Origin of the sequence: Variovorax sp. LjRoot290 (assembly GCF_964253985.1) — a bacterium.
In the GTDB taxonomy this organism is placed as follows: domain Bacteria; phylum Pseudomonadota; class Gammaproteobacteria; order Burkholderiales; family Burkholderiaceae_C; genus Variovorax.
In genome coordinates, this window is sequence record NZ_CAXURW020000002.1 from 320,328 (window position 1) to 341,759 (window position 21,432).

The window sequence follows — 21,432 nt, forward strand, 5'->3', positions numbered from 1 at the left end:
GTCGCCCGGTTCTTCAGCCTGCTGCCCGACGAAGCAAAGGAGATCAGGGAGCGATTCAGGGCGGACCGGGGCGCCACAAAGTGCATGAAAACCGAGATCACCCCTCATAGACCTGCGCGAGCGCCGAGACATTCGCAAGAGGAGCGAAACGTGACCTTGCCGTTCAACATGCCGGATGAGTTCGTGCAGGGCTTCCTGAAGCTCGGGCAAAGCCTGCTGCCATCAGGCCAGCAGGCCTGGGGCTCGCCCAGCGAGAGCAACCTTGCACGGCTGGTCGGGCTGCAACTGAACCACTTCCAGCAGCAGGTCATGCTGTGGTCGCAGATGATGAGCGGCGCCGGCGCACTTGCCGAGCCGCTCGTTGCGCCCGATCGTGGCGACCGGCGCTTTCACGGCAGCGACTGGCGCGAGAAGCCGGTGTACAGCCTGATCAAGCAGAGCTACCTCCTCAACTCTCGGCTGATCCACGATGTCGTCGAGACCTCCGGCCTCGATGATGCGGCCAAGTGCAAGCTGCGCTTCTACGCCAACCAGCTCATCGACGCCATGAGTCCGGCGAACTTCACGGCCACCAACCCCGACGTGCTCAAGCTGGCCATCGAGACCCTTGGCGAGAGCCTGCGCGCCGGACTCGCCAACCTGCTGGCCGATCTGCGCAACGGACGCCTGACGATCACCGACGAGAACTCCTTTGAAGTCGGCCGCAACGTCGCCGTCTCCGAAGGGTCGGTGGTCTTCGAGAACGACTTGTTCCAGTTGATCCAGTACGCCCCGCTGACCAAGCAGGTGGCGGCACGCCCGCTGCTGATCGTGCCGCCTTGTATCAACAAGTTCTACATCCTCGACCTGCAGCCCGAGAACTCGTTCGTGCGCTATGCCGCCGAGCAGGGGCAGACCGTTTTCCTGGTGTCCTGGCGCAACACCGATGCCAGCTGGGGCCACCTCACCTGGGACGACTACATCGAGCGCGGCGCCATGAAGGCGATCGCTGTGACGCATCAAGTCAGCGGTGCAGACAAGGTCAACGCCGTCGGCTGGTGCGTCGGCGGCACGATCCTGTCGTCTGCGCTGGCCGTACTGCGCGCTCGCGGCGACGTGTCCGTGGCCAGCTTGACCCTGCTGACGACACTGCTCGACTTCCGTGAGCCCGGCGACCTGGGCGTGTTCATCGACGAGCAGGGGGTTCGGCAGCGCGAGCAAGCCATCGGCAAGGGTGGCATCTACCCCGGCGCCGAGCTCGGCTTCGTCTTCCAGACACTGCGCGCCAACGACCTGATCTGGCCCAACGTCATCGACAACTATTTGAAGGGCAAACAGCCCGAGGCCTTCGACCTTTTGTACTGGAACGCCGACGCCACCAACCTGCCTGGTCCTATGTACTCCTGGTACCTGCGCAACATGTACCTCGAGAACAATCTGCGCGTGCCGAACAAGCTGACGGTGTGCGGCACGCCGGTGGACCTCGGGCGCATCGACGTGCCGAGCTTCGTGCTGGCGACCAAGGAAGACCATATCGTGCCGTGGCGCTCGGCCTACGCGACGACGCAGTTGGTCCGGCTGCGCGTCGCAATCGTGCTCGGCGCCAGCGGCCACATCGCCGGCGTCATCAATCCTGCGAGCAAGTACAAGCGCAGCTACTGGAGCGGTGGCCAGCAGCACACCGACCCCGAAACGAAGTGGTCTACTCCCGAACACCAAACACATCGCCATTCCCAAGCGTTTTGGTCGACAGCAGCGCATGCTTTCGCAACGCGCTTGCAAACAGATCCGCACGATCACGCTCGCCCAGCGCAAGTGCCAGGAGGTCTTCGTGGCTCGCAACGAATTGGGCGCTCCAGCCCGGTGCTGCAGCCGGAAGGCGGCGGAAGTATCGGCTCTGCTGTTGTTCCAGCCATGCCTGCACGACCAGCAGGCGCTTCAATTGGCTGCCTGCAACCATCGCCGCGTGGAACTGATGATGGGCATCAAAGAGCGCAGCGTGATTTTCCGGTATTGCCAAGTCGGCGGTTGCCCTGCGACGCAGGCGCTCCATCGCGGAAATGAGATTGATCTCCCACTCTTCGTCCTTGTGCAGCATCGCATCCATGGCAGCTTCGCTCTCGACGATTCCGCGACTGACTGCAATGTCGATCAAGTCTTCCAACGTGAGCGGCGGGACACGGAAGCCGCGGTTGTTGGAAAGCTCGACCAACCCTTCGGTCTTTAGCCGCGACAGCGCCTCGCGCACCGGGGTCGCGCCCATCGTGTAACGCCGGCTCAACTCTTCAACGCGCAGCTTTGCTCCCGCCTCAAACACGCTGTTGACGATGTCGTGCCGCAAGCGTTGCTCGGCGACGTCCACTAAGCTGTCGTTCATCGCTCTGGTCTCCATCAGGGCTGCGGAATTTGCCTGGCTGTCAATGCAACGCGGGTGTCCGTCGGGCACTGGGCAAAGTTCAGGCGGAATTTATTTTTATCGACAAAACAGCATTGTAACGACAGCATGGCCTGATCGCCCAGGGCATAGGGCAGACATGCTGAGTCGGCGCGGACCGAGATCAGGCCCTGTTCAATGTGGGCCTTCCATCCCGAAATGTTTGAGCACCGCGTAGGCAAGTTTGTGAATCGGCGTCGGAACGCCATGTTCCTTGCCAAGACGGACCAACTCGCCGCTTATGCCGTCCAGTTCCAGTCTCTTGCCTGCGTCGAGGTCAATTCGCATCGATGCCACGGCATCCGGTGGGAAGGACTTCAGGAAGGCGAGGGTGTTCTCTGCGGTGCCTGCTGGAAGTTTGATCCCCACAGCGCTGCCCACGTCGATCACCTCTGCAATCGACTGCTGCACGATCTCTACCAGATCGGGGTCGTGATAAATCACGCCCGCAGGCAATCTGGAAAGACAATTCATGGCGGCGCCCGTCGCCAAACCCACAAATTTCGTCCAGAGAACTTCATTGATGTCGGCTGCGATCCTTGCTTCGACGCCAACTGCCTTCCAATGTTCGACCATCTCTTCGACGACCGGCGGGAGTGCGCATTCCGGGTTGCCCAGGATGGCGCGCTCCGCTCCGCCGTAAGTCACTTCGGTGGCGGACAGCAGCTTGGTCACGGAATAGACAGACCCGATCGCAACGCGCCGGGCTGGCAACAAGGGCTTGAGCGTTCGATAGACGTTGATGCCATTCTGGATTGCGACCAGGGCACCGTTGGGCTTCAACGCCGCAAGCGCCACCTTGGCGCTTGCTTCGACGTCGTAGAGTTTGACCGCAAGCAGCACGACATCCGCAGGCTTGGCGTGTGCCGGATCCTCGACGACCTCGATCTTGTCCAATCCAAACCGAAGGCGGCCCGTGGCGACGATAGGCCCCGCGCCGCAGGGCCTCCAAACGCGCTCCGCGCGCGATGAAGCAAACATCGGCGCCGGCCTTCTGCAGCCACCCGCCGTATAGCAATCCGATGGCGCCTGCGCCCATCACGACAACCCGCATGTTCACTCTCCGGGAAATTGATGTAACGTTGTCGGCCCGCGTAATGCAGCCTGCGTTAGGCCGCCTGTTGATCCGCGATCATGTGCGCATCCCGCTTGTTCCAAGAAAGAAACACAGGCTGCCCCTTTACCCTGGGCTCAGCCGCCTCACTGGTCGCCTCGCGCACCGTCCACGTGACACCTGGGCTGCCCGCGAGTGCCACGCGATAGGTCGTGAATCCGCCCTCATAAACCCATGAGCTGATCGTCGCGGTGACTGGTTGCCCGTTGGCGGGTGCTTCGTCATGCAGGCGCACGCGTTCCGGGCGCACGTTGAGCAGATATCGGCCTGCTGCGCGCGTTTGATGGACTTCGGCGTCGCAAGGCTCGAGGGCGATACCGTCCAAGGTCGTCAAGTTCGTACCCAGCTTGACGGGCAGAAGGTTGGGCGACCCCACGAATTCCGCCACGAACTGTGTTTTCGGCCGCTCGTAGATGTCGCGTGGCGATCCGATCTGGATGATTTTTCCGCCTTGCATGACCGCAATCCGATCACTCAATCGAATGGCTTCCTCCTGATCGTGCGTGACGAACAGGGCGGTGATGCCAACAGACCGAATGACATCGCGCACTTCCTGTTGCATCTCATCGCGCAACTTGCGGTCCAGCGCACTGAAGGGCTCATCCAGCAGCAACAGTTTCGGGTCGGTGACAATGGCGCGGGCCAAAGCAACGCGTTGGCGCTGCCCGCCAGATAACTGACCGGGCATGCGTTCTTCAAAGCCGCCCAAGCGCACGCGTTCGAGTGCAGCGTTGACTTTTGGGGTTCGATCGCGCGGACTCAAACTCTTGCATTTCAAGCCGAATCCGACGTTTTCTGCAACGGTCATGTGTGGAAACAAGGCGAGCGATTGGAACACCATGCCGATCTCCCGCTCGGCCGCCGCCTTGTTGGTCACGTCATGGCCACCGATCAAGATTTTTCCCTCATCCGCGCTCGCCAGTCCGGCAACCATGCGCAGCGTCGTGCTTTTTCCGCAGCCACTGGGGCCCAGCAAGGAAAGGATCTCACCGGAAGGTACCGTGATGGAAATGCCGTCAACCACCGGATAACCATCGTAGATTTTTCCGACCTTCATCAACTCAAGCGCGGCCATGCTCTGCTCCGTACAGGTTTTTAAGTCCGAACATCCGCTCGAGAAGCAGCGCGGCAGCGACGGTCAAGATGACTTGTGCCGCCGATATCGCCGATATCGCCGGGTCAAAGTTGTATTGGAGATATGACAGAACGGCCAGCGGCAAGGTATTGGACCGGGCGTCCGCGAGGAATAAGGAAACGGGAACTTCGTCGAGCGAAATAATGAAGGCGAATACCATGCCCGCGATGATGCCGGGACGCGCAAGGGGCAGCGTCACTTCCAGCAGGATGCGCAGCTCTTTCGCCCCCAGCGTGCGCGCGGCTTCTTCAAGCGTATTGCCTTGCGTCATCAGGCATGAGTAGGTGGTGCGGATGACATAGGGCATGATGACCAATGCATGCCCAGCAATCAGCCGGCCGTGGCCAAGGTCGAAACCGGCAAGCGCGGTCGCTTCCAGAAGGCCGATGCCGGTCACAAGACCGGGCACAAGGACAGGTAAAAGCAGGACCATATCGACCGTGCTTTTCCAGCTTGAAGTCCAGCGGTTCAATCCGATGGCTGCAGATACGCCGACGACAGTTGCGACAAGGGTCGCACAGCACGCCACTAAGGCACTGGTCAAGATGCCCGAGCGGAATGACGCGACCTCCCAAGCCGCTGTGTACCATTTGAAAGTCAGGGCTTGGGTCGAACTCAGCGCGGCGTCAAATCCAAAGGACACCGCCACGATCGCCACCAGCGGCAAGAGTATCCACACCAGCAAGATGACGACGACGGCGTTGAAGGAAATCCGAAGGAAGGAAGCATTCATCTCAAGTGAGAATCTCAAGTGTTCAAGCGCAGGGCCGCCAGACGCTTCCGGTATGGGGTCGTGAGCGCAGCTGTGATGGCGACAGTGCCGACAAGTGCTGCAATGAGGAAGATCATCGCCAGCCCGGCTCCGAAGCCCCAGTCGTAGGAAACGATGTACTTCTGGTAGATGAGCGGCGCCAGGGCGCTGCGTTCGCCGCCCATCAATGCCGGCGTAACGAAGGCCGACATCGCAAGCGTGAACGAGAAGGTGGCGCCAACGGCCACGCCCGGAATCGTCATCGGCAGCAGAATGTCGGCAAAGATTCGCCAAGCGCTGGCTCCGGCCATCTGCGCAGCTTCCAGAATTTCGTCGGTCACGCGGTCCAGGGAAGCGTGTATGGACAGGGCGGGGAAGGCGACGAGCAGATGGGTCAGTCCGAATATCACCGCACCCTCGTTGAACAGGAATTTGACAGGGTGATCGACCATGCCTACCTTCAAAAGGAGCACGTTCAGCGCGCCCTTTTCACCCAGGACCAGCAACCAGCCGTAAGTTCGCGCAACCACGCTGATAAGCAGCGGGGCGACAACGATCATCATGAGCAGCATGCGCGCGCGTGGCCTGGATTTCCACAATTTCAATGCCAGCAGAAATCCGAGCACGAGCGTCAGCGCCGTGATCGCCAGAGACGACATCAGCGTGCGCGCCAGTACGCGGGGATAGAAATCATCGCGAAAAATGTCGAGGTAGTTCTCAATCGATAAATTCAGCGAGAGCTCGCCCGGCGAAGTTGCGTGATTGAAGCTGTTGACCGCAATCATCAGCAGTGGCAGCCCGAGCAGGACCACCACCATCAATAATGCGGGCGCGAGCAGGTAAAGCGCGCCACTGGAATGCCGGTTCATTTTGTCAGCGCGCGATGGTACGGTTCCACGTCTCGACGTACCTGCGCGTGTTCGGCAGAACCTTGCGCCAGTCAAAAATTATCAAACTTTCAAACGGCGTGACACGCTGAGCAGCTGTCGGTTTGAGCGCGATGTCCGGCCGTGCCGTGCCGCAAACGAGCTCATTGCAAAACGCGGTCTGGCCTTGCACAGAGAGTGCGAAGTCTATGAATTTCTCGCACTTCTCTGTGTGGGCCGTATTCTTTGCGATATGGAATGAGACCAGGGACGGGATCGCCCCCTCGGCAGGGCGTACGAAGCCTATCGGCTTGCCGGCGTCCTGCATGGCATACGCGCGAAAATCGGAAATCACGCCGACGATAGGTGCCTCCCCCGTGTCCAGGAGATTGGCGGCTTCGGTCTGATTCTTGTAGAAGCGCTTCACCCCGCCCCGAATCTTCTCCACTGCGGCGAGTCCGGGGTCGAGGTTGCTTTCGCTGCCGCCGTTCAGTTTGGCGCCCATCATCAACAATTCCCATCCACCGGGCGAGACGATGTCAGGCAGGGCAATTTGATTGGCGAAGCTTGGTGAGAACAGATCCGCCCAGGACTTGGGCGGCGCCTTGACGAGATCAGTTCGGTAAGCGATGCCGAAACTGACAAACTCGTGACCCACGCCTTTTCCGTCGTAGAGGTCTTTCAGACGGGGACGAACACTCTTCATGTTCGGGATTCTTTCCTCCGACAGGGGCTGCACGACATCTTCGGCGACAGCACGTACGGATTCCGGAAATCCAAGCCAAAGAATGTCGATCTCCGGCTTGCGCTTGTTAACGATGGCGCTGGTCAGCCACTCGCTCGGCGAGCCCAGCTTGGGTATCACCTTGATCCCCGTGGCCTTTTCAAACGGCTCAAGCAAGGCGGCACGGAAGGCACGTTCCGACGCTCCTCCATACATGGTCAAGACAATTGGATCGTCGGAGGCAGCCAGGCTGGCTCTCCCGCCCAATGCGAAGGCGCCCATTCCTAACAGCGCTGTGCGCCTCGTCTTCGAAACAATTTCTTTGCCTGTCATAAGGACTCCTGAGCGGTTGTTGAAGGAATGAGGAGGAAGTGACGATCAATGCCACCCAACAGTGCCACTTTGGTGCGGCGGGACGATCTTCATGAGGGGGCAAAGTCGGCCCGGGTACATCTCGACGGCAGTCGCTGGTCGGTGGCTCTCGAGTTCGCCCTGTTTTGGGTCATCGCGCGCGCTCAAGGTGCGCGCATCCCCGCCGCTTGCATTGCCCCGTGGGGCGCTTCTTCGCCAACACGAGGAGGGCCGGCATCGAGCGACAGGACCCTGCCCACGATGTCGCGCATCGGCCGGCCGTCGCAGCGAGCGTCTTGCACCGCTTCTGCAGGCGGACCGAACGCTGGCAAATCGCAGCGGGTGGGTCGGTCCAAGTCGGATTGTCATGGCGCTCGCCGCACGCAGGATTCGGGCCAGCTTACTCGACAAAATTCATAGTTATCGACAAAACTAGAAATCCACGATAACATGCTTGGGCGCCATAGGTAGAGCGACCCCGTCGGTCGCCCAGGTGCCGTTCAGCACAAAGGACTCGGCGATGTCGAACCGCAAGGCATTGATTGCAGGAGCAGGGATAGGGGCGCTTGCCACGGGGCTCGCCCTGCTGAAACGCGGTTGGAAGGTGCAGCTGTTCGAGCAGAGTGACGAGATCCGGATCCTGGGCGCGGGCATCTACATCTGGGAGAACGGCCTGCGTGTTCTGGAGTCGCTGGGTGTCTATGCCAAAGTCATCGAAGGCGCCATTCCGGTTCAGCGGCGTGAGCGTCGCGGCGACCGCGGCGAGTTGATGGGCTTCGAGAGCATTTCGCAGAGCGGACGCTGCTACATCCCGCTTCGCCATTCCTTGCTGACGGCCCTGCGCGATGGGTTCATCGAGGCTGGTGGCGAGATCTCATTCGGCATACCAGTCATCGGTGCCGATCCCGAGGGTGAATTGAAATTCGCCAACGGCACGTCGCTGCGGGGCGATCTGATCATTGGTGCCGACGGCATCAATTCGCGCGTTCGCGACAGTCTGGGCCTCTTGCGCTGGCGCCGTTCAGTCGGTCAGTTCGGCTATCGCATCATGATCGATCGCGAGCGTTGGGAGGCCGACGATCCGGTGCGCAGCGTCGTCAGCGAACACTGGAATCGCGGGCGACGGCTGCTCTACGCGCCGTGCACGCGGGAAAAGGCCTATGTGCAACTGACGACGCTGCGGAGCGATCCGCTCTCCGATGCACCGTATGACTGTGGCGCATGGCTGGCAACCTTCCCTCATCTCGCCTGGCTAATAGAGCGCATTCCGTCGAACGGCAAGAGCGACTGGTTCGAGGTCATCCGTTTGAAAGCGTGGTCATCCGGTCGGGTGGCCTTGATCGGGGACGCAGCCAGTGCGCAACCGCCTTTCCTGGGCCAGGGCGGCGGTGTGGCCATGACCTCGGGGCTGGCCCTCGCACACGCACTGACGCGGCACGACGATGTGGCGGCAGGTATCGCCGAATGGGAGCGCGGCGAACGACCATTCGTCGAATGGGTCCAGTCCGTTTCAAGCTGGTATGGCGAACTGGCGCGCCTGCCGCCGAAGCTTCGCCGCATGGCGATCGGCGTCATCGTGGGCAACGAATGGGTGCGTCAGCGCACGATCCGCTGCGCCGCCATTCGTCCACCGGTTGGTGCCTCGTGATGCCTGCGCATGCCGTCGTCACCTACTTGGAGTGGGCCGCGTGAAACCCAGAGCTTTTCAGTACGAATCGGTGACGACGCTTGATGAGGCCTATGCGCTTCTTGCGAAGCACGGGGATAGCGCGGAGGTATTGGCCGGCGGCCAGAGCCTCGTTCCCATGATGAATTTTCGGGTGAGCTCGCCTGCTGTACTCATCGACATCAACCGGATTGACGCCTTGCGGCTCATCTCCGAGGACAACGGTGAATTGCGCATCGGTGCGCTCACGCGCCATCACCAGATGCAGACGAGCCTCTTGGTTGCGCGCCATGCACCCTTGCTGCGACTGGCGGTCGAGCATGTTGCGCACCTGGCCATTCGCAACCGAGGCACCTTTGGCGGCAGCCTGTGCCAAGCGGACCCGGCCGCGGAGTTTCCGTCTTGCGCTGTGTTGCTGGACGCCACGATGGAGATCGGATCGGCACGCGGCACGCGACTCGTCAAGGCGCGAGAATTCTTTCACGGGCCCTTCACGACGGCCGTTGAGGCCGACGAAATCTTGCTCGCCGTGCGCATCCCGAAGGCGTTGCCAGGCGCACGTTTCGCCATCGATGAAATCTCGCGTCGCCACGGCGATTTCGCAATCGCTGGTCTGGCTGTCAGCGTTTGTCCGCGCGCGGGAGAGGACGTTTTTGAATGGGTGGCGTTCGGTATTGCTGACCGGCCGCTATTGCTCAGCGCATTGCCAGCGCTCTGGGCGAGCCGCCGAGGCACACCCGATCGCCGCGCGCTTGCGCAAGCCATCGCCACCGATTTCGCGCCCCACGTTGACGATGGCGAAGAAGGCCAGTTCAAGCAACGCCTCGCAGCCGAGTTGGTCAGTCGTTGCCTGCAGTCCCTGTCCCAGCCCATACCGCACGGAGCCCCCTGATGGACGAATTTCATGCCGTCACCTTGACGGTCAACGGCCAGGTCCGGCGTTGTTCGGTCGCCGCGCGCACGAGCGCGGCGGACTTCATCCGCCATGATCTTGGCCTGACGGGCACCCACATCGGCTGCGAACACGGTGTCTGTGGCACCTGCACGGTGGTCGTTGACGGAGAGGTCGTGCGCAGCTGCCTGATGTTCGCCGTGCAACTGGAAGGCTGCGTTGTGGAAACCATAGAAGGTGCAACGCAAAGCGGACGCGTCCGAGGGCTACAAAACGCGTTCGTCGAGTGCAACGCGCTCCAATGTGGTTTCTGTACGCCCGGAATGCTGCTGACGGCGGCCGAATTCACTGCCAAGACGCCAACGCCGACGCGCCAGCAGATCCGTGACGCCCTGTCCGGCAACCTCTGCCGCTGCACAGGCTACGAAGCAATCGTGAACGCCGTCGAGCTTGATCTGCAGCGCAGGCCATGAATCCACATCAAACCAAGAAGTCTGGCATCGGGGCTTCCCGTCCGCGTGCCGACGCCCGAGTGCTGGTCGAAGGGCGCGGTCAATATATCGACGACGTTGCGGTTCAGGGAGTTCTTCACGTCGCCTTTCTGCGTTCCCCGTACGCCAAGGCCGAGATCCGATCGATCCGTGTTGACGAGGCAGCGCAATTGGCGGGCGTCGTGCGCGTCGTCGTTGCTTCCGATGTGGCACCGCATTGCAAGTCCTGGGTCACGTCCCAGACCTATCCCGGTCTGACCACGCGCGAGCAGACCTGCCTCGCCACCGACCGAGTCGTGTTCGTCGGTCAGCCTGTGGTTGCGGTTGTCGCGGAAAGCCGCGCCATCGCGGAAGACGCGGTCGAGTTGATCGAGGTTGAATGGGAACCCGAGGACGCCGCCTGCGAACTCGAATTGGCACTCGTTGACGGCGCGGCACGCGCGCACCGTGACCTGGACAGCAACCTTGCGTACCAGGCGCACCTGGGCGACTCCATAGACGATCAGACCTTTCGCCATGCCGCGCTGGTCGTCGAAGACAACTTCCGTTTCCACCGCCTCACGGGATGCTCGATGGAGACACGGGGCGTGGTCGCAAGCTATTTGCCAGGCGACGACAGCATCACCATCCATCAAAGCCACACGGCACCGCACCAATTGCGCTCGCTCTATGCGATGCACCTTGGCATTCCGGAAGGGCGCATCCGTGTCGTTTGTCCTCACATCGGCGGATCGTTTGGCGTCAAGATTCATCTCTATGCAGACGAGATCGCGACCGCCGCGATCTCGCGCTTGCTGGGTCGGCCGGTCAAATTCGTGGCCGATCGCATGGAGTCTTTCATCAGCGATATTCACGCGCGCGAACAGAACCTCTGGGCGCGCTTGGCCTTGGACCACGAGGGCAAGTTCCTCGCCTGGGAGGCGCGCTGCCTGCTGGCCATAGGGCCGTACTCGACGCACCCGGGTTCCAGCGTTCAGGAAGGCGACGAGGCGCTGCGCATTGCCATGGCGCCGTACATGGTTCCGCGTGTCAGCGGCGACCTCGACGTCGTCTTCCAGAACAAGACCATGGTGGGTCAGTACCGGGGCGTCGGCCATCCGATGGGTGCAGCCATTACCGAACACCTGATCGACAAGGCTGCAGCGCTGCTGAAGCTGGCGCCCGAGGAATTACGCCGTCGCAACTTGGCGCCTGACGACGCCTACCCGCTGGTGACACGCACGGGCGTGCCGCTTGAAGCGTTGTCGCATCAAAAATGTTTGAGCCGGCTGTGTGAGTTGATCGATCTTCCGGCGCTGCGCGCCGAGCATGCGGCGCTTCGCGTTCGCGGCATATACCGCGGCATCGGCTTCGCATGTTTCGTTGAACGCACGGCGACCAATGCGCCCACATCGGCGCACATACGCAAGGCCACTGCGCAGGACGGCATCACGCTGAATATCGACCCGTCTGGTGCTGTCCGATGCGCCATCACGGTCACGGACCAAGGTCAAGGCACGCACGAAGTCGTCGCGCAGATCGTCGCCCAAGGGCTGGGCGTGCCTGCCGAAACCATACGCGTGGTTTCGGGTGACAGCCAGGCCACGCCTTACGGTTCGGGGGTGCGTGCCTCGCGCGGCACGGCGGTCGGTGGCGAATTGGCGCTGAAGGCTGCGCGCGAACTTCGCCAAGTGGTGCTCAGCGCGGCGGCGGGTTACCTGAGGGCTTCAGTGGACGCACTCGATCTTCAGGGCGGTGTGTTTTCAGTCGCTGGCTCGCCCGACCTGCGCCTGACGCTCGCTGAATTGGCGGAGGTCATTTACTTCAAGCCGCAGTTGCTGCCGCCGGGTCCGCAGATTAATTTCTCCTTGTCGATGCATTTGGGGCACGACTGGCCGTCGGTTGTTCCGACCAACGGCATCCAGGCCAGCCACGTTGAAGTGGACATCAACACCGGCTTCGTGCGGCTGTTGAAGCACTGGGCGGTCGATGACTTCGGCGTCGTCGTGAACCCTTTGCTCCTGTCTGAGCAAGTGCGCGGCGGCATCGCCCAAGGCATAGGTCAATCGCTCTATGAGGAATTGATTTATGCGGGGGCAGGGCAGTTGACGAACGGCACCTTGGCCGACTACCTCGTGCCGGTTGCCGGCGACCTGCCCGACATCGTCGTTGAGCACATCGAAACACCTTGGCCGCACACCAGCCTGGGCGCCAAGGGCGCTGGCGAAGCGGGTGCATCGGGTTCGGTGGGCGCGGTGATGAATGCCGTGAATGACGCGCTGCGCCCGCTGGGCGCCAGCGTGACCGACGTGCCGATGACCCCGGTGCGGATACTGAAGGCGCTGGGGCGTCTCCAGGCGCTTTGAGCTTCAATGAACAACACCTTGAACAATCTGCAATGGCCAGACGCCGGGCGCGTCCAACTGGCGAATGTGAATGTGCCGCGAGGCCTTCTCGATCCTTCAATTGAGCCGGCTGGCTGCAGCGGCCTGACGCGGGTCGATCTGGTCTTGGACCAAGGAACGATTGCCCAAATTCTGCCGGCCGGATCTCCGACCGACGGCGCCCTGGTCGATGCCGATGGCGGCCAATGTTGGCCCACCTTCGCTGACTTGCATACCCACTTGGACAAGGGCCACATCTGGCCGCGTGCACACAACCCAGACGGCACCATCGACAGCGCACGCACCCACGTGCGTGCCGACACGACCCATTACTGGCGCACCGAGGACGTCGAAGCGCGGTTCGAATTCGCGCTCATGTCGGCCTACGCGCACGGCACATCGGCGATACGCACGCACCTCGACTGCTACGTGCCGAGCCAGGAACGCATCAGCTTCGACGTCTTCCGGCGTCTGCGTGATCGCTGGGCGGGCCGGGTGGAATTGCAGGCCGTCGCCCTCGTCAGCACCGACCTCTACGACGACGGGCGCAACGCCGCACTCGTCGGCCTGGTTCAAGAGTCGGGCGGCCTCCTCGGCGGCGTCACGTTTCGCCTGAGTGACGGGGACGACACCCAGCCGCTCGACGGTCGGCTGGACCGGCTGTTCGGCCTGGCCCGGGCGCGGCGCATGAACGTCGATCTGCACGTTGACGAGAACGGTGCGGCAGCTTCGACGACGCTGGCGCAAATCGCACAGGCGGTGATGCGCGCCGATTTCCAGGGCCGAGTGGTGTGCGGTCATTGCTGCAGTCTTTCGGTGCAGGAAGACGCCGTGGCGGCGCGCACCATAGGGCTCGTCAAGGACGCCGGCATCACGCTCGTCAGCCTGCCCCTGGTGAACCAGTATCTGCAAGGCCGCCGGCCCGGGGCGACACCGCGCTGGCGCGGCATTCCGCTTCTGCGCGAGCTGCAGGCCGCCGGCGTGCCGGTGGTATTGGCCAGCGACAACTGCCGCGATCCTTATCACGCATTCGGGGACCTCGATTTGCTGGAGGTTCTGGGCGGTGGCATTCGGCTTGGGCATCTCGACACCGATCTCGCTGAGTGGCCCGGCGCGATCACTCGCCGGCCTTTCGAGGCGATGGGTGTTCAAGGTGGCGTTCTGCGCGTCGGGTCGCCTGCCGATCTGGTGCTGTTCCGCGAGCGCAGCCACAGCGAGCTGTTTGCACGGCGCGGCGCAGGCCGCGTCGTGATCCGCCACGGCAAGCGTATCGATGCGGCACCGCCCGACTACAGAACGCTGGACCACTTGTTCCGGGCGGATATCGAGAAACGTACGGCGCCCTGAAATCCCTATTGAGGAGCAATCAAAATGTCCAGTCAGAGTCTTCAGTCGGCATGGCATCACCTGATGTTGCTGAGCAAGGTCAGTCCCGAAGAGAAAGTGGTGGTCCTGGGCTCGCTCAGTGGCCGCAATCGCTACAAGGATGTAGCGCTGCGGGTGCTCGATGACATGGGTGCTGCGGTCAGCTATGTCGAAGTCGGCAATCCGCACCGTGTCTCGGCATCGGCGCTGCCGGCGCTGCGCGCCGCCGGGCTCATTGTTGACCTGACGCACAGCCACGATCCAGTGTTTCGCCAACTCGGGCGAGACGGCGTGCGCACTTTGACGGCTGTCGAGCCGCCTGAAATTCTGTTGCGCATGTTGCCCCAAGCGTCTGACAAGACGCGCGTCCAGCATGCGCAAAGTTGCATACGCGCGGCGAAAACGATGCGTGTAACCTCGCCCGCGGGTACCGACTTTGAAGTCGCTTTAGGCGAACTCAATGGCAATTGCCAATACGGCTTTGCCGACGACCCCGGTCATTGGGATCAATGCCCAGGCGCCTTTGTCGTCACTTACAGCAACGACGGCTCGGCGCAGGGCACGGTCGTGATTGACGCCGGCGACATGATCTTCCCGCAGAAGGAGTACGTGCATGCACCCATCACGCTGCACCTGGAGAACGGCTACATCACCGCCATCGAAGGCGGCATGGATGCGAAGTTGCTGAAGGCCACGCTGGATGCCTATCGCAATCCCGAGGTGTTCGCCGTGTCGCATCTCGGCTGGGGGCTCAGCCGCAATTCGCGCTGGGACGCTTTGAAATACTTTGACAAGGCAGAGATCGAGGGTCAGGACGGCCGTGGTCATCTTGGCAACTTCCTGTTTTCGACCGGTCCCAATCTCTCTGGCGGCGGTACCCGGCGCGCGCCCATGCATCTGGACATTCCTCTTGCGGGCTGTTCGGTCTATCTGGACGGCAAACCGATGGTGCTCGATGGTGACGTGGTCTCGCCTGAACAGCGCCCGAGTTGAAGTGACGACGCGATGGAACTCACCGGACAACAACTCATACCCGCTACGCTACAACGCACCTGGCAGGCGCTGAACGATCCGCACACGCTCAAGGCCTGCATCAACGGCTGCGAGGCCATCGAGGAAACAGCGCCCAATGAATATGCCGTGACGATGACGGTGAAGGTGGGCCCTGTAAGCGCCCGCTTCAAAGGCCGCCTGCGTCTGTCAGACCTGAAGCCGCCGACCTCATACACGATATTTTTTGAAGGTCAGGGCGGTGTCGCAGGGTTCGCCAAGGGGACTGCCAGCGTCGAGCTCACGCCCGAAGGCGCGGCGACGCGCCTTGCGTATCGCGCCAACGCACAGGTCGGCGGAAAGCTCGCGCAGATTGGTTCCCGATTGATTGATGCATCAGCACGCAAGATCGCAGACGAGTTTTTCGTGGCCTTCAATACGCGGCTTGGTGGCGAGCAAGCTGCGCTGGCCGGCGTGCCGGACGCAAAGTCAGACGCCGCGTCGCATCCGAACGAGACCGAGGCTGTCCAGCGGGGATGGTTCCCATCGCTGCTGGCTTTTTGCAGCCGCGTGTGGTCCCGGGTGTGGCAAGGCCGGTCACATCGCGAACCGCACCAGGAGAGCAAATGAAGGTGAACGTGAATCAACCTGCAAGCACGCAATCTGCTGGCGACGCATTTGTCGCAAAGTGCCATGAGGTTCGCGTCATCGAAGACCTGACATACGCCATGGCGGGTATTCAATACACGGTTGAAGGCGGGGCCGCGAGCTACCGGGCACTGCAACTCGACGTTTACGAACCGGTGGACGATGGCCGCGCTCTGGGCCCAGCGCTGGTGATGGCGTGCGGCGGGGCCTTTACGCGCGGCGACCGCAAGAGCGATGTGGTGCCCACGGGCGAGGTGCGAAATACGTCGGCTTCTGAATATTGCCGCGAATTTGCGCGGCGCGGCTATGTCTGCTTCGCTATCGACTATCGGTTGATGCAGGAAGCGCCAGACCCGGGCTGGACGCCGACATTGCCGCCGGGCACGCTGATCAACAGCGACCGCGTGAACTTCGTGCGCGCGCAGGAAGGCTTGATGCCCTGCACGCCGCAAATGATGAACAATACCTACGAAGCAGCGGCCGACGACATCAGCCAAGCGGTTGCGTTCGTGCGAGCCAGCGCGCTTCGTTTTCGCATCGACGCGAGCCGCATTGCATTGGCCGGATTTTCAGCCGGCGCAACCGCCGCGATGAATGCTGCCTATGCCCAAGGCGCTGGCGTCGCGGCCGTCGTCGCGCTGTCTGGCCGCATCATGCTGAGCATGGCCGAGTCGTGCATCCTCGGTGCACCGGGCGAGCCACCGCTCTTGCTCTTCGTCGGCGAGAACGATCTGCCTTCCCAACTGCAGAGCATGGTGGCCCCGGTTGAGCACATCCAGCGGGTCGGGCTTGTTCATCAACTGGTGCGTATCCCGGGAGCTAACCATTTCTATCCGCGCACAGTGGATGTCCATGCCGAAAGCGATGAGCGAACGACGCTCGAATCTTTGATGGCACTCTTTCTTCATCAACATCTGCGACTGAGTGCGATGCGCTGAAGGCTGCCGATGACGCCAGCAGGACAACAGACGAGTAGCAGCCGCACCGGCTGGCAAAGCTGGTAACCCAACTCAATAAAATTCAAGAGAATCGAGGCAGAAATGCGCATTGCAGTGATGGGTGCCGGGGCGGTAGGGCTGCTTTACGGTGGTTGGCTTCAGATGGCTGGCGCTGAGGTCACATTCATTGCCCGCGGCAGCAGGCTGCTTGCACTCAGGAATCAGCCGCTGACGGCTGTGGGTCGCGTTCCGTTTCGATTGGACAGTGTCGACGTTGTCGAAAGCGTCGCCAAACTGGCGCCAGTCGATGTCTTGCTACTGGCCACCAAACTCTACGATCTCCAGGCTGCGGCCGTCTCGGCACTGCCTGCTCTTTCCCGAACAGGTGTCGTCGTTGCAGTTCAAAACGGCATCAGTGCATACCGAGTGCTCAGTGCCTTGGTGCCTTCGACGCAGATCGCTGTCGGCCCCGTCTACGCCCTGACAAAAATGACTGGCCCGGCGTCAGTAGCGTATGGCGGCATTGAGCGTGCCATTCTCGGAAATCCAGATCACGAGGTCAAAGCGCCTGTTGCTGAGCTGGTACGGCTGTGGCGCGACGTTGGCATTGATGCCAGCTTGGCTGACGACATCAACAATGTCTTGTGGACAAAGTTCATTGGTTTAGCGACCAGCGCCGCCCTGAACTGCATCTCAAAGCTACCCGCCGGCATTGTTTATCACGAGGCCAGGCTGGTGGAGCTTGTCAAGCAGTCAATACATGAAGTGATAGCAGTAGGCACTGCGGAAGGCGTCAAATTTGCGCCTTCCGTGGCCCATGACGTTCTTGGCTATCTTCAATCCCTGCCGCCAGAGACCGTCGCATCGATGCGAAGAGACCTGGACGCTGGCCATCGGCTTGAGCTGGAGGGACTGAGCGGAGAGGTGATGCGACTCGGTCAGATGCATGGCATCGCGACGCCACTGCACACAACAACCTACGCCTTGCTGAAGCCGTTCTGTGATGGTCCGCCAGCTGCCCAAAAAGTCGATGGTCGGCCTAAGCCAGAAAGTTCAGGGCAAGACTTTTTTCCCCCCATCGTCTCAACCCTCTGAAGGAATCTACCATGAGCACCCGCAGGCAGGCCCTGAAGTCATTTGGCGCCACCGGTATCGCAGCCGGCCTGGGCTTCCCCCTGGCCGCCCATGCTCAGGCCCCGGCCGTGGAGACATTGCGCATCGTCGTGGGCTTTCCGCCCGGAGGCACCACGGACGCGTTTGCGCGGCGCCTGGCCGAAAAACTGCGCGGCAGCTACGCCGCCAACGTGCAGGTGGACAACAGGTCTGGTGCGGGCGGACAAATCGCTGTCACGACACTGCGAGACAGCGTCGCAGACGGCTCGGTCATGCTGCTCACGCCAGCGGGGATGCTGATCATCTACCCGCACACTTACCCTCGGCTGCCCTACAAGATAGACGATGTCACACCCATCAGCGCCGTGCTGTACAACTCGCATGGCTTCGGTGTCGGCCCGCAGGTGCCCACTTCGGTCAAGACGCTGCGCGAATTCCTGGACTGGGCCAAGGCCAACCCAAACCTGGCCAACTATGGCTCGCCGGGCGCCGGGTCCATGCCCCACTTGGTTGCCGCCCTGCTAGAAAAGGCTTCCGGCGTCCCTATGAGGCAAATTCCCTACCGCGGCTCCGGGCCTGGCATTCTGGAACTGCTAAGCGGTCAGATCGCTTCTTTCTCGTCCCCGCTGGGTGACTACTTGCCCTACCTCGCTAGCGGCCGGTTGCGTCTGCTCGCCCTCACCGGCTCAACACGCTCGCGCTTCGCACCAGACGTACCAACCTATGCCGAACAGGGTTTCCCAGAGCTCAACATGCGCGAGTGGAGTGGGGTGTTCATGCCGCCTCATACGCCTCCGACCGTGGTAAATCGTGCTCATGCTGCCGTGCGCGCCGCACTGGCACAGAAGGACATGATCGACTCTGGCATACCGCTTGGTATGGACGTCATCGGCTCGCCCAGTCCAGAGGACTTCGGCCGTACCCTCAAGGCAGACGCCGACCTGTGGGGCCCGTTTGTGCGCCGCGTCGGCTTCACGGCCGAATCCTGACTGGAGCGGCGACTTCATGAGCGAAAGAGCCTATCGAATCGAAGCTATCGCGGATGACGGCTCGGGTGCTGCAATACCGAGACGAAATCACCTACCTGCTGAAGGGCAGTGAGTAGTCCGTGTCAAATAAGCCCTTGTGCTGCCATTGCCGTATTGGTCTCTACACAGCAAGACTAATTTTTTTGGGAGTGTTTCCAATGTCAAACGTCACCATTCATGAAGCTGGTAGCTTCCAATTCATCCCTGGTGGCTTGTTCTCTCTGGGTGTGGCTGCACTCCCAGGATATGAACTGCACCGCGTACGATTTCGGCAACCGCAAGCTCTGGGCGCTGGCTTTCGCGTCATCGCAGACTACCTGCAGAAGCAGGGTCGACCGTTAACTGCGCTGGCGGCCTGCGAATTGCGCTCACCTGCCGCTTTGACGCGCGCAGATTTCAATAAATTTAACAATTACTATGTAGATCTTCTAACCTCACTCGGTTTTTCTGGTCAGATCCCATACCCAATTGGGCGCAGCAATCTTGCCCCGCTTTTTAATCCCCCAACGGAGTGTGCGCTGTTTGCTTTCTCGTTCACGACACCAATCCAACAAGAAAGTATTGCAAAGCCCGTTGATTTCGTCATTTCTGGCAAACCGGAAATTATTGAAGAACCGCCAGGTGGTGTCTTTGGTGGCACCGATGTTTCTGCCGAAGGCCTTATAGGAAAGGCCGCTTTCATCATGCAGGCACTGCGCCAGCGGGTTACTAGTCTGGGCGCGGAGTGGTCATCTGTGAACGGTGCGCAAATCTATACCGTGCATCCGCTTGAAGCTGTGATTTCATCCGTGTTTGCAGGCAGCGGACTAACAAATGTAGGCCTCACGCTGTTTCCGAGCTATCCACCCGTCTTGGGTATGGAGTTCGAAGTGGATGTACGCGCTGTTAGCCGAGAACTCGTTCTCTAACGGCACTCCGTGTTGATTGATCTTTCCAAAAGTAGCGACGCGGCAATCAGGTCAGAAAATGTCCTCGCGCGATCAATGCGCGGCATGGTCACCAGCCCGCATGAACTGGCCACGCAAGCCGGCCTTGATGTCTTGAAGTCCGGCGGCAACGCGGTCGAAGCCGCCATTGCCATCGGCGCCAGTATCAATGTGACCTACCCGCATTTCTCCGGCTTTGGCGGCGATGCATTCATGATCATCCGTGACCGCAACGGCAAGGTGCGAACCTTGTCCGGCATCGGCCAGGCGCCGATGGAACTGCCGCAGTACGTCGGCGCGATCCCGGTGCGCGGTGCGCCCTCGATGCTCACCAGTGCCGGCAACGTCGATACGCTGGGCAAGGCGTTTGAAATCAGCCGCAGCGAATTGGGCGGCAAGAAGAGCTGGTCCGAGCTCTTGACGCCCGCCATCACATTGGCCCGCGAGGGCTTTCCGGTGACGCCGTCGGAACGCTTCTGGATGGATTTTCGCCAACAGGAGTTGGCGAGTCTGCCTGCCATTGCGGGCCATTTCATGGTGGCGGGGAAAGCGCCGGAAGTGGGGCAGTCGTTCCGGCAGCTGCAACTGGCCGACACGATGGAGACGTTGGCGGTGAAGGGCCATCGCGACTTCTATGAAGGGGGCCTGGCGGCTCGCATCGCAAAAGGCCTGAAAGACGCCGGCTCGCCGCTGACCGCGGCCGACCTTGCGAAGACCCACGCGCGCGAGGAGGCGCCGCTGCGTGTCGCCTATCGCGACGGCGTCTTGCTCTCGCACCAGCCGCCGACGCAGGGCATCACCACGCTGCAAATCATGGGCGTGCTGGACCGCTTCGACCTCAGCAAGATCGCCGAGGGCAGTGCCGACCATTACCATTTGCTGGCGGAAGCCGTGAAGCAAGCGTTCATCGACCGCAACCGCTACGTCGCCGATCCGGAATTCGCTGACGTGCCGACTGTGAGGCTGCTGTCAAAGGCCAACCTCGACATGCTCGCCGGGCGGATCCAGATGCAAAAGGCCTTGGCCTGGCCGGACACCTTCAAGACCGGGGACACGGTCTTCATTGCCGCCACGGATGCCGAACGCAATTCGGTGGCCATGCTGCAAACGTTGTACTTCGACTGGGGCAGCGGCGTGATCGTCGGGGATACCGGCATCCTGTGGCACAACCGCGGCGCGGCGTTCACCCTGCAGGCGGGGCATCCGAACCGGCTGCAGCCCGGCAAGCGGCCGTTCCATACGCTCAACCCTGGCATGTACCTGAGGAACGGCGACCAGCCGCACATCCTCTACGGCACGCAGGGTGCCGACGGCCAGCCGCAAACGCTGGCCACGATCCTGACGCGGCTGATCGACTACCGCATGGATCCGCTGACCGCGCTGTCGCGACCACGCTTCCTGCTCGGCAAGACCTTCTCCGACAGCCGCGATTCGCTGAAGCTGGAGAGTGATGCTGGCGAGCCGGTATTCCAGGAACTGGCACGACGCGGGCACGAAGTGAGCCCGCTTCCTGCGCAAAGCCCTCTCGCTGGCCACTCCGGCGCGATCGTGATCGATCCGGTCACCGGTGCCTTCTCGGGCGCGCACGATCCGCGCAGCGACGGCAAGGCCCTGGGCGTCTGACAGCGCAGAGGCGAGCACTCTGCGTCGCAGCACCA

Annotated in this window: 18 protein-coding genes and 2 pseudogenes; 13 read left to right on the forward strand and 7 right to left on the reverse strand. The window is 61.5% G+C overall.

The window, feature by feature from the left end; all coding sequences use genetic code 11:
- Positions 1-150: 150 nt before the first annotated feature.
- A pseudogene (locus ACSQ9A_RS30410) lies at positions 151-1,698 on the forward strand (PHA/PHB synthase family protein); the annotation flags it as partial.
- Here the strand turns inward: ACSQ9A_RS30410 and ACSQ9A_RS30415 are convergent.
- From ACSQ9A_RS30415 to ACSQ9A_RS30445, 7 genes and pseudogenes are all read right to left on the reverse strand, one after another.
- On the reverse strand, positions 1,682-2,371 hold the full coding sequence (locus ACSQ9A_RS30415) for a GntR family transcriptional regulator (protein WP_436307734.1): 690 nt from the start codon (positions 2,369-2,371) through the stop codon (positions 1,682-1,684). The pseudogene ACSQ9A_RS30410 and the gene ACSQ9A_RS30415 overlap by 17 nt on opposite strands.
- Positions 2,372-2,548: 177 nt before the next feature.
- A complete protein-coding gene (locus ACSQ9A_RS30420) occupies positions 2,549-3,310 on the reverse strand; it encodes a ketopantoate reductase family protein (RefSeq protein WP_436306630.1) in 762 nt (253 codons plus the stop codon).
- 28 nt (positions 3,311-3,338) lie between these two features.
- Positions 3,339-3,467, reverse strand: a pseudogene (locus ACSQ9A_RS30425) (ketopantoate reductase family protein); the annotation flags it as partial.
- Positions 3,468-3,522: 55 nt separating this feature from the next.
- A complete protein-coding gene (locus tag ACSQ9A_RS30430) occupies positions 3,523-4,602 on the reverse strand; it encodes an ABC transporter ATP-binding protein (RefSeq protein WP_436297394.1) in 1,080 nt (359 codons plus the stop codon).
- Positions 4,589-5,395 carry an ABC transporter permease gene (locus ACSQ9A_RS30435; RefSeq protein ID WP_436297393.1) on the reverse strand — a complete coding sequence of 269 codons (807 nt, stop codon included), beginning with the start codon at positions 5,393-5,395 and terminating at the stop codon, positions 4,589-4,591. The genes ACSQ9A_RS30430 and ACSQ9A_RS30435 overlap by 14 nt, the downstream gene beginning before the upstream one ends.
- Positions 5,396-5,409: 14 nt before the next feature.
- Positions 5,410-6,282: an ABC transporter permease gene (locus tag ACSQ9A_RS30440; RefSeq protein WP_436306631.1), complete on the reverse strand. Its 873-nt coding sequence runs from the start codon at positions 6,280-6,282 to the stop codon at positions 5,410-5,412.
- A gap of 4 nt (positions 6,283-6,286) precedes the next feature.
- The gene (locus ACSQ9A_RS30445) at positions 6,287-7,336 is read right to left on the reverse strand and encodes an ABC transporter substrate-binding protein (RefSeq protein WP_436297391.1); all 1,050 of its coding nucleotides are present in this window, start codon (positions 7,334-7,336) and stop codon (positions 6,287-6,289) included.
- 538 nt (positions 7,337-7,874) lie between these two features.
- On the opposite strand from ACSQ9A_RS30445, the gene ACSQ9A_RS30450 reads away from it, so the two are divergent.
- The 12 genes from ACSQ9A_RS30450 to ACSQ9A_RS30505 all read left to right on the forward strand — a co-directional run bounded on the left by ACSQ9A_RS30450 (position 7,875) and on the right by ACSQ9A_RS30505 (position 21,397).
- Positions 7,875-9,002, forward strand: coding sequence for an FAD-dependent oxidoreductase (locus tag ACSQ9A_RS30450; RefSeq protein ID WP_436297390.1), 1,128 nt, complete (start codon positions 7,875-7,877; stop codon positions 9,000-9,002).
- A 40-nt stretch (positions 9,003-9,042) separates the two neighbouring features.
- Complete coding sequence (locus tag ACSQ9A_RS30455; protein ID WP_436306632.1) at positions 9,043-9,912, forward strand: FAD binding domain-containing protein; 870 nt, start codon at positions 9,043-9,045, stop codon at positions 9,910-9,912.
- Positions 9,912-10,385, forward strand: a complete 474-nt coding sequence (locus ACSQ9A_RS30460; RefSeq protein ID WP_436297388.1) for a (2Fe-2S)-binding protein — start codon at positions 9,912-9,914, stop codon at positions 10,383-10,385. Before ACSQ9A_RS30455 ends, ACSQ9A_RS30460 begins: the two co-directional genes overlap by 1 nt.
- On the forward strand, positions 10,382-12,748 hold the full coding sequence (locus tag ACSQ9A_RS30465; RefSeq protein WP_436306633.1) for a xanthine dehydrogenase family protein molybdopterin-binding subunit: 2,367 nt from the start codon (positions 10,382-10,384) through the stop codon (positions 12,746-12,748). Before ACSQ9A_RS30460 ends, ACSQ9A_RS30465 begins: the two co-directional genes overlap by 4 nt.
- Before the next feature lie 18 nt (positions 12,749-12,766).
- Positions 12,767-14,113, forward strand: coding sequence for a cytosine deaminase (locus tag ACSQ9A_RS30470; RefSeq protein WP_436306634.1), 1,347 nt, complete (start codon positions 12,767-12,769; stop codon positions 14,111-14,113).
- A gap of 24 nt (positions 14,114-14,137) precedes the next feature.
- Positions 14,138-15,124 (forward strand): 2,5-dihydroxypyridine 5,6-dioxygenase, encoded by a 987-nt coding sequence (locus tag ACSQ9A_RS30475; RefSeq protein WP_436306635.1) that lies wholly within the window; start codon positions 14,138-14,140, stop codon positions 15,122-15,124.
- A 12-nt stretch (positions 15,125-15,136) separates the two neighbouring features.
- A complete protein-coding gene (locus tag ACSQ9A_RS30480; protein WP_436306636.1) occupies positions 15,137-15,751 on the forward strand; it encodes an SRPBCC family protein in 615 nt (204 codons plus the stop codon).
- Positions 15,748-16,707 carry an alpha/beta hydrolase gene (locus ACSQ9A_RS30485; protein WP_436306637.1) on the forward strand — a complete coding sequence of 320 codons (960 nt, stop codon included), beginning with the start codon at positions 15,748-15,750 and terminating at the stop codon, positions 16,705-16,707. The genes ACSQ9A_RS30480 and ACSQ9A_RS30485 overlap by 4 nt, the downstream gene beginning before the upstream one ends.
- Before the next feature lie 102 nt (positions 16,708-16,809).
- Complete coding sequence (locus ACSQ9A_RS30490; protein ID WP_436297382.1) at positions 16,810-17,802, forward strand: ketopantoate reductase family protein; 993 nt, start codon at positions 16,810-16,812, stop codon at positions 17,800-17,802.
- Between the two features lie 11 nt (positions 17,803-17,813).
- Positions 17,814-18,809, forward strand: a complete 996-nt coding sequence (locus tag ACSQ9A_RS30495; protein WP_436297381.1) for a tripartite tricarboxylate transporter substrate-binding protein — start codon at positions 17,814-17,816, stop codon at positions 18,807-18,809.
- A 197-nt stretch (positions 18,810-19,006) separates the two neighbouring features.
- The gene (cnbZ, locus tag ACSQ9A_RS30500) at positions 19,007-19,756 is read left to right on the forward strand and encodes a 2-amino-5-chloromuconate deaminase CnbZ (RefSeq protein WP_436297380.1); all 750 of its coding nucleotides are present in this window, start codon (positions 19,007-19,009) and stop codon (positions 19,754-19,756) included.
- A gap of 84 nt (positions 19,757-19,840) precedes the next feature.
- Positions 19,841-21,397: a gamma-glutamyltransferase family protein gene (locus ACSQ9A_RS30505; protein WP_436297844.1), complete on the forward strand. Its 1,557-nt coding sequence runs from the start codon at positions 19,841-19,843 to the stop codon at positions 21,395-21,397.
- Positions 21,398-21,432: the final 35 nt, after the last annotated feature.